Annotated in this window: 3 protein-coding genes; all 3 read left to right on the top strand. The window is 51.9% G+C overall.

The window, feature by feature from the left end:
• Window positions 1–692: 692 nt before the first annotated feature.
• Window positions 693–908, top strand: a complete 216-nt coding sequence (locus CW742_RS13900; RefSeq protein ID WP_292421401.1) for an AbrB/MazE/SpoVT family DNA-binding domain-containing protein — start codon at window positions 693–695, stop codon at window positions 906–908.
• A complete protein-coding gene (locus CW742_RS15495) occupies window positions 865–1,044 on the top strand; it encodes a type II toxin-antitoxin system PemK/MazF family toxin (RefSeq protein ID WP_369333023.1) in 180 nt (59 codons plus the stop codon). Before CW742_RS13900 ends, CW742_RS15495 begins: the two co-directional genes overlap by 44 nt.
• On the top strand, window positions 1,016–1,227 hold a 212-nt coding region (locus tag CW742_RS13895), incomplete at its 3' end, for a hypothetical protein (RefSeq protein ID WP_292421398.1). The genes CW742_RS15495 and CW742_RS13895, both read left to right, overlap by 29 nt.

Below are 1,227 nucleotides of genomic sequence, written 5' to 3'. Positions count from 1 at the left end.
ATAATCTCACGAGTGGCAAATTGACAAAAAATAGGACATGGCTCCCTGCAAACCCACTCCTCGTATGACATCACGATCGACAGTCGGGTCCCGTAGAACAGCTTTTCTCCGTGCGCCCCTTGCCGGGGACTCAAAAATAGATCGAATTCAGGGAAAAACGGTACAATGAGCCCGGATTCCTGCCCGCAAAACGGCCGGATGGAACATTTCAAACCGGAGCTTTTAAAATGTTGAATTAGCATCAATTGGAGGGCAAAAGTCGGCTGCGATCGGGCTTGAGGAGGGGGGCCGGATTCCTGATCCCCCGTTCCGGACATCCCTCTCCCGGACCCCGGGGCTTTGCCAACCCCCGGTTCGCCCGGCCGAATGCCAACAGAACGTTGCTATACGTTACCTCAATGATTCCCGTCGTAAAACCCTGATTCGTCACGGGACATTTTCCGTGTTTTTCCGATGTCGAATGTCGAAGACATGAGACATGAGAAGACGATAATCTTCGAACATTATTGCCTCTGCCAGATGAGGGGGTGAGGCAAAACGCGTACAACAGGGCACAATGCGGGCCCGGATTTCTCAACGACAGGGGGGTGCCCGGGAGTGCGACAACTCCCCCAAACCCATTTCACGGGTACTATCTCTGTTCCCGCGATGCTGATAATCTAAGAATCCAATAATCTAAATCGTGAGCATCCATGCCTGACACAACGCTGGTCAAGGTATCATCCAAGGGGCTCGTCACCCTTCCGAAAAAAATCCGGTCAGATCTCGGTATCCAGGATGGGGATTACCTGACCATCTCCTCGGATAAGGACAAGATCATCTTCCGGAAAGCCAGAATCGAGATCGATTACGAGAATCCGGACGATGCGTGGAAGGAACACGCACACCGCAGGCTGGCGCATGACTGAGCCGGCACAGGGATCCATCGTCCTTGTGGATTTTTCCCATTCCAACCAGAACCAGTCAAAGGTACGCCCCGCTCTTGTTGTCAGTAATTCCCGGTATAGCCGGATCTTTGGATTATTCCAGTTTTGCGCAGGCTAACGGGATCTATGCCCTTGAAAAAAATCTGATCTGCGATACCATTGGTGTCGTGCAGCCGGAAAAAATGCTGGAGATCCGGAACCGGGTATCAGAAATCTTCTCACCGGATTACGATTTTTTTTCCGTGGACGGAGACCGTGCTGTGGGATGGGGTGGGAGATCAGGTGAATCTCTTTATTTCCC

Source organism: Methanoregula sp. (assembly GCF_002835825.1).
In the GTDB taxonomy this organism is placed as follows: domain Archaea; phylum Halobacteriota; class Methanomicrobia; order Methanomicrobiales; family Methanospirillaceae; genus Methanoregula.
Note: the sequence above shows the minus strand (reverse complement) of the source record. Positions and strands in the feature narration are given on the sequence as shown.

Coding starts and splice junctions, on each gene's coding strand:
- CW742_RS13900 (WP_292421401.1), top strand. CDS start 693: ATGCCTGACACAACGCTGGTCAAGGTATCATCCAAGGGGCTCGTCACC.
- CW742_RS15495 (WP_369333023.1), top strand. CDS start 865: ATGCGTGGAAGGAACACGCACACCGCAGGCTGGCGCATGACTGAGCCG.